Here is a 7,096-nt window from a genome sequence, read left to right on the forward strand (position 1 = left end):
TTTTTGGCTGGAAATAATGTGAATTATATAATATTTGAAATATGTTTTTATAGTTTGTAGGTTTACACTAGAGCGTCAAATAGACTACGCTGTAGTTCTTGACGTAACTCTGCCATCTTGCACTTATTAATAGTATTTTTTATAAATTAACAATTTTAAAATGTGTCTTAGTCTTAAAAAAGATATGATTTTTAAGTAGAGTGGACTTAAGCAGTTGAACCAAAATTTCTAGTTTGAGCAATGAATTGGTGAAGTTAGATCGAGGTTTATCAGGTTGCAGTGCATAAGTCTTGGGGAAAATACCACGCAAAATTATTGTTTAATAAACAAAAAGAAATATCCAATATTGAGGCTGAGTCGGCTGTAGATTAGATAAATGAATAAACCACTATTTTCCTTTTTGGCGATCGCTTTCTTTATTAGTACATTGTTCGGTACTGCTATTGCTAGAGAGCGATCTTATGGAGGTAAATGTCTTTACCTTAACGAACAAGAAGAGGAGCAAGACTTCAAGTCCTGCCAAGTCAATATTCAGCAAAAAACTCTAGAAATAAACTTCGAATCAGAGAAATATCGAGACCATAATCAAACTATCATGGGTAAAAGCGTTCGGGAAATCGCTTCGGGGGAATACGCTCAGAAATTACTTTCCGACTCTGGTAGTGCAGTTAGTGGGATACTACTCGGTCCGATTAACGTTGTTGGCAAAATATTTGCACCAGACAAAGATTATCAGCAGTATATAATTACCTATAAAAAACCCGAAGGAGATGAGACTATTACGATCCTTAATATAGACCGTTCAGATGCACCGGAGTTTCAACAGGAATTGTCTCTAATTACAGGTAAACTAATTACTTTCCAACCGGGTCAGACTGAGACCACTATTAATATTGGACCAGATGTAGAAGATATAAAACCCGGTAACTAATTAGGCTATGTTTTGAATATGGGCTTGCTAAAAAAATGGTAGCGAAACAAAAATATGTTAAACAACGCAGCTTTGGCGACTTGCATGGTTTGTGCTGGAATCGTTGGAATGGGTTGTGGATGTAATGACAGGGGAATCTAGTCAGCATAGGATTGGGCAAACTGATGACAACATTTTCGAACCGCTTTGTAACTAATCTGTATGCCTCAATAACGCATCATTTTCTTAATATCTCTGAAAATATTAAGTGGCAATTGTAATACAGCCAGGCGTAGTAGGAAAAGAGTTTGGGGGGTAAACGATGTCTTTTATAACTGATACTCATTTCCTCAGCTTTACACATATGTCGAACAAATTATTTTTATTTTTTATTTTTGTTAATGACCAAGCAGTACTCGATCGGCTATCGGACTCACTCCCACCGATTATCTATGTCTTATTGGCTCAATCGTCTAGCATTGGGATTGATAACAGTCCTATCAACTGCCATTTCTGTAAAGGCTCAAACGCTCTTTTTTGTCTATCCTCCGTTTAATGAATCCCTGCAGGTTGAATCTCTAGATACCTTTGCTCGAGAGGGGATAGTTAATCAAGATTTGGATTTCTATCTTGACCTCGCTAGGGCTGATGAATCGGCAAAAATTAAGTTTCGCGAAGTACTTAATACTCCCGCAGTTATCGATCCCCTCCTCGTATCTCGTTTGTTTAATAGCTCAATTGGAGAAGAGCTTCTCACTCGTATCGGCAACTCGATCCAAATTCAAGGTGGTATAAATGGTAAATTGGCTCTGCGTGGAGCAATAGTGGCAGCAGCTTTCGATGAAGAGGGATTGAGTTTAATCAATTTTTTTCGTAAGTTACCGACCAATGTTCAGTTCGACCTACCACAAATACTTAAAGTTGCCAAGATTACTAAAGCAGTGGTCAAGGCAACCAAAGTCTTTAGTGAAGAAGTAATTCCTAACTTATCGCTTAGCGAAGCAGAAAAAGCCAAACCCGTCAATTTTGCTAATCTACCCGACTTGCGCCAGAGGGGAAACTTTGGTGTGAAACAAAAACGCTGGACTCTTACCGACCGAAGTCGCAACCGCACTTTTTATGCCGATGTTTACCAGCCTCAAAAGTGGCGAGGACGAGAAACTCCAGTAGTAGTTATTTCCCATGGATTGGGCTCTAAGCCAGAATTCTTTGCTGATGCTGCAATACATCTAGCTTCTCACGGCTATGTGGTAGTGGCACCCCAACATGTGGGCAGCGACTTCGAACAACAGCAAGCATTATTAAGAGGATTGTCGAGCCAACTATTTCTTACCGATGAATTTATCAACCGCCCTCTCGATATTAGCTATGTCATCGATACTTTGGAAAGGCGCAATATTCGAGAATTTGACGGAACGCTGGTCTTAGATAAAGTTGGGGTTTTCGGTCATTCCTTCGGCGGTTATACAGCATTGGCAACTGCTGGTGCCACTATCGATTTCGAATATCTCGAACGAGAGTGTGCTTTCATTGGTAGGGTTAACATTTCTTTACTCTTACAATGCCAAGCTCTAAACTTAGAGCGCAAAGACTATAATTTTCGAGACGAACGAGTCGCGGCAGTTATAGCTCACAATCCAGTTAATAGGAGTATTTTCGGTCCCCAGGGATTGAGTAAAATTCAAATCCCATTGTTGCTCGGGGCAGGTAGTTACGACCCCGCTACTCCTTTTGTTTTTGAACAACTCCGTTCTTTCACCTGGCTTACTCCCCCTAACAAGTATTTAGTGCTGGAAGAAGGACAAGCCCATGTTGATATTTCTAACCTTGACGGTGGATTGAGCGAGACAATTAAATCGGTAGACAAGCTAACCCTACCAGATAAACAGCTTATAGAAAATTATGGTCATAGTACGGGGTTGGCTTTTTCTGAAGTCTATGTAGCTCAAAATCAAGAATACCTGTCCTATCTGCAATCCTCCTACCTGCAATATCTGAGTAAAGAACAAGATTTTAAAACCTATCTAATTACTGAGGCTTCCTCGGAAAAATTAGTAGATGAGATCGAGAAGTTTGTTCGAGAGGAGAACTTAGACAAGCTAGCTCGATAAAGAGATTATCGCATCTTTTACCGTTAACTCTATCCCTTACGCCTCGATAATATTTTTGCTCTGGCGGTACTAGTTTATATCTGTCTTCTGTCGCCGAAAAATTATCCTCTGTGGTGACAAAGGTTAGATAAATAAACCACTATTTACGTTTTGGCCATCGCTACTAAAGGAGAGATTGGTACCTCCGGAGCGATAGTCAAATATTGTAGTATAGATAATAGAGACTCTAGTAAGAGAGTACGCAAGTGAAAAGATATGGAAATTATTTTAAGATAGCGGCTCTGACGACAGGATTGCTGCTTAGTGCGCAACTCGCTACCTTTGCAGAGCTTCCATTGTTTGAAAAGCTAGATACCAAGGGTATTATTGCTCAGACTGATGAATCTGGTGTAGCCTCCTCGCCAATTGAAGAAAAAGCTGATGAAATTTTGCGTCAGATGTCTGATTTTCTTGAAGCTCAAGAAAAATTTGCTTTTTCTGCCGAGACCGAACGTGACATTCTTACCACCACCGGCGTTTATCTCCAAGTTGCTCACGAGAGTGATGTAATCGTCAATCGTCCCAATCAATTTAGGGTCACTACCACTGGAGATTTAGTACAACGAGAGTTTTGGTACGACGGCGAACGAGTAAGTGTGGTTGACACGGAACGTAATATTTATGCTAGTGACGAGGCTGCCGAGAGTATGGATGAGACATTAGATGCCTTAATTCAAAAATTAAATGTCAATATGCCCTTAGCCGAACTACTCTATAGCGATATCTATGAGGGATTAACCAAAAATGTTCAATACGGTTACTACGTTTCGAATCTGTCTGAGGTTGATGGTATCCCCTGTCATCACTTAGTCTTCGTTCAAGACAGTATCGACTGGCAGGTATGGATTGAAGATAGCGAGACCCCTCTACTGCGAAAAGTAGCGATTGCTTACAAAGAAAGAGAAGGTGTACCGAGATATACGGCGACTCTATCAGATTGGAATTTAAACCCAGAAATAGCTGCAGGGCAGTTCATTTTCTCGCCATCGGCTGATGCTAAAGAGGTGGAGTTTGTTGGGGCAACACCCTATTAACAGCTAATCGAGTTATGTAAACTCGGAAATTTTGAGGGAGGTATAAGCTCGTGAATAAGGAACAACGACAGCAAAATTTAATTATAACTACAGTCTCAATCTTACTAGCAATGAACTTTGTAAATGCTGGTTTGGCAAGGGCACAGTATATTTATCATCAAGAGGGACAAAGTCCTCAACAGCAGCAAACTGACAAAAGTGAGTGTAGCAATTGGGCAACTCAGCAAACCGGATATCAACCTCCAGCTAAAAGTGGTTCGGACGGTGGTATCGTCTCAGACCGAGCTTTGCGTGGTGCGGCTCGCGGTGCGGGCGTAGGAGCAATCGGCGGACTCATTGGTGGTGATACTGGTACTGGTGCCGCCATTGGTGCAGCCGTTGGTGGAGTTTCTGGTGGTATACGCCATCATGATGAGAAAACACAGAAAGCTCAGTTTAACAAGGCTTTTGCTGCTTGCATGGAAGGTAGAGGATATACCGTGAAGTAGAGTTGGGAATTTTTTTCAGACATTTTAAGTGAGGTAATTTTAAGTGTTCAAATTATCGCATGAGTTGCTGAGCTTCCCGTTCACTGCAATTGGCTAATTGCGGATTGGAGCGTCCTGGCTCAAGATTTCCAACTTTCATTCTACTGGCATCGCTTCGGGTAGGACCCACGAACCGTCGAGGATTTTCTTGCGCGGTTTGTAGAGTCGGACGATGTAATTCCAGTCTGGAGCGATCGGAAGGTTGTCGATTTCGTCGGAGGAACCGCGGCCAAAGTCGATCGTGAGATCGAATCCGGTTAATTGCACATAGATGCGATGCAACCACAGCATTTGTGCGTCAAATTCTTAGGCTAATGATAACAACCAAGAAAGCAATCGAGGTAAATGCCGTTTGAGCCAAACAGCTAATTTGCCATAAACTGTCAAAATAACTTCGCTTTTTCTTGTAGCGATCGCTCGAATGATTTGTCTTGCAGTTTCTGTGGTAGACATCAGCATCCATGATGGGATTGACTCTCGTTCGAGATTTTTCGAGTTTTGTAGCTTTGCCAAACGGGATTCTGTGGCCACAAATCCCGGGCAAACATGAGTAACGGATATGCCATAAGGTTTCAATTCTGAGGATAATGACTCCGATAAAGCTCTAAGTGCAAACTTGCTCATAACATAGGGCGAAACTCCAGGGAAAGTCACATAACCATTAACACTACCGATGAGCGTCAATCTTCCTTGTGTTTGCTTGAGGTCATCTAAAGTTGCGTAAATGGTACGGAGAACACCAAAGACATTTGTTTCCCATTGATGTCGGTAGTCATCGACAGTAAGCTCTTCGAAATTTCCCTTCACACCAAAACCAGCATTGGCAATTACTATGTCGATTTGACCGAACTTACTACGAGCCAAATCTACTGCTCGTTGGAGATCTACGTCCTGAGTTACATCCCCAGGAACGGTAAGTACTTGTCGTCCACTAGGATCGATTTCGGCGGCGATGGCGGCTAATTTTTCAGCTCGTCTAGCAAACAAAACCAATTTGACATTTTGTGGGGCAAGTTCTCGTGCTAAAGCAGCACCAATACCAGAGGAAGCTCCTGTAATTAGAGCTACTTGATTTTGTAACTGTTTTTTTTTAAATCCACCACGCCACTTTAGTGGAAGAATGGAGCTTTTAACTTGCGAAAGTAAATCCTTCAGACAGCCCCTAATCAATTTTGGGCAGGATGACAATTTAAACATAAGATTATTCTGAGTACTTTAATCTTTTTTTTGTCACTTTTCGGCAGATATATATCTGACATTCCGCACTCACCACTATAGATAGAGTAATTTAAATGTAACAGCCCATAGATAGTGATGAATACAGATTAATTACTATACATAATGAGGGTATTTATCCCTCTTATGTCACTCTCCGAGTAGTAAAATAAAGGACTAGAAAAACAAAATTGCTAGAGAGTACATAGTGCAATGGATGTAGAGTTACAAATTCTCAAACATTTAGCCAGAGATGCACGACCGACAGTATCGGTGATTGACGAATATTGTAGCAGCTACAAAGACTTATTCCCTGAAGTAAGAAGTTACGAGTGTTTTAAGTACTTACATTTAGGAATTGTCTCACCAATTAAGAGAAAATCACTCCCAGAAATAGCGAAAATAGTAGGTATTAATTCAGCGCAATCACTACATCATTTTTTAGCTAAGTCCCCTTGGTCAATAATTGAGATTCGAAAACGAAGATTATCAAAAACACTTTCGGCATTATCAGGGAAGAAAATAACAGTAGTCATTGATGAAACAGGAGATAGAAAGAAAGGAAAAAAAACCGACTACGTAGCGCGGCAATACTTAGGAAGTATTGGCAAGATAGACCAGGGGATAGTTACAGTAAATAGCTATGGGATATACGACAATATTACTTTTCCTTTAATGTTGAAAGTTTTTAAACCGAAAGGAACATTAAAACCAGGGGATAAATATCAAACCAAGATTGAATTAGCTGCCGAAATAATCGAAGAACTAATAGATTTTGAGTTTGAGATTGAATTAGTATTAGCAGACAGTTTGTATGGAGAAAGCAGTTATTTCATACAGACATTAGACAAACCTAAATTGCCTTGGGTCTTAGCAATTAGGAATAATCACGGGGTTTGGATGCCTCATAATCAAAAAGTTAGAGCTAATAAATGGTGTGAATTTGAAAGAATTTTTAGTAATCAAAATTCAGAAATCAGATATGTTAGAGAAATTGTTTTTGGTCGCAGATGTTGGAGAACCTACTGGGAATTAACTACTAACCCCGAAACCATGCCAGAGAATTCTACATCCTTTGTTATGACTAATCTTACTGACAAAAGAAGTCAAATTAAGCAACGTCTTGGTAATCTTTATGGATTGAGAACCTGGGTTGAATATGGATTTCGACAGTGCAAACAAGAGTTAGGTTGGACAGATTACCGTTTCACTAAATTCGAACAAATTGAAAGGTGGTGGGAAATTATTTTCTCAGCTTAC

At 40.3% G+C, this 7,096-nt stretch carries 7 protein-coding genes; 5 read left to right on the forward strand and 2 right to left on the reverse strand.

The genetic code is table 11. The features are described from left to right. Positions 1–376 precede the first annotated feature (376 nt). The 4 genes from ACLFKQ_RS16530 to ACLFKQ_RS16545 all read left to right on the forward strand — a co-directional run bounded on the left by ACLFKQ_RS16530 (position 377) and on the right by ACLFKQ_RS16545 (position 4,582). The gene (locus tag ACLFKQ_RS16530) at positions 377–931 is read left to right on the forward strand and encodes a hypothetical protein (protein ID WP_449000868.1); all 555 of its coding nucleotides are present in this window, start codon (positions 377–379) and stop codon (positions 929–931) included. A gap of 380 nt (positions 932–1,311) precedes the next feature. Further along, the gene (locus ACLFKQ_RS16535; RefSeq protein ID WP_449000869.1) at positions 1,312–3,021 is read left to right on the forward strand and encodes an alpha/beta hydrolase; all 1,710 of its coding nucleotides are present in this window, start codon (positions 1,312–1,314) and stop codon (positions 3,019–3,021) included. 245 nt (positions 3,022–3,266) lie between these two features. Next, a complete protein-coding gene (locus tag ACLFKQ_RS16540; protein ID WP_449000870.1) occupies positions 3,267–4,094 on the forward strand; it encodes a DUF2092 domain-containing protein in 828 nt (275 codons plus the stop codon). Between the two features lie 50 nt (positions 4,095–4,144). After that, on the forward strand, positions 4,145–4,582 hold the full coding sequence (locus tag ACLFKQ_RS16545) for a YMGG-like glycine zipper-containing protein (protein ID WP_449000871.1): 438 nt from the start codon (positions 4,145–4,147) through the stop codon (positions 4,580–4,582). A 135-nt stretch (positions 4,583–4,717) separates the two neighbouring features. Here ACLFKQ_RS16545 and ACLFKQ_RS16550 read toward each other — a convergent pair whose 3' ends face one another. Then, the gene (locus ACLFKQ_RS16550) at positions 4,718–4,912 is read right to left on the reverse strand and encodes a hypothetical protein (RefSeq protein ID WP_449000872.1); all 195 of its coding nucleotides are present in this window, start codon (positions 4,910–4,912) and stop codon (positions 4,718–4,720) included. Between the two features lie 15 nt (positions 4,913–4,927). Then, the gene (locus ACLFKQ_RS16555) at positions 4,928–5,818 is read right to left on the reverse strand and encodes an SDR family oxidoreductase (protein WP_449000873.1); all 891 of its coding nucleotides are present in this window, start codon (positions 5,816–5,818) and stop codon (positions 4,928–4,930) included. A gap of 231 nt (positions 5,819–6,049) precedes the next feature. On the opposite strand from ACLFKQ_RS16555, the gene ACLFKQ_RS16560 reads away from it, so the two are divergent. After that, the coding region (locus tag ACLFKQ_RS16560; RefSeq protein WP_449000191.1) for an IS701 family transposase at positions 6,050–7,096 on the forward strand (1,047 nt) is incomplete at its 3' end.

The organism is Myxosarcina sp. GI1(2024), assembly GCF_053543375.1.

Bases quoted from the DNA above. Each gene is read 5' to 3' on its own strand.
- ACLFKQ_RS16550 (WP_449000872.1), bottom strand. From the start codon at position 4,912: ATGCTGTGGTTGCATCGCATCTATGTGCAATTAACCGGATTCGATCTC.
- ACLFKQ_RS16535 (WP_449000869.1), top strand. From the start codon at position 1,312: ATGACCAAGCAGTACTCGATCGGCTATCGGACTCACTCCCACCGATTA.
- ACLFKQ_RS16555 (WP_449000873.1), bottom strand. From the start codon at position 5,818: ATGTTTAAATTGTCATCCTGCCCAAAATTGATTAGGGGCTGTCTGAAG.
- ACLFKQ_RS16530 (WP_449000868.1), top strand. From the start codon at position 377: ATGAATAAACCACTATTTTCCTTTTTGGCGATCGCTTTCTTTATTAGT.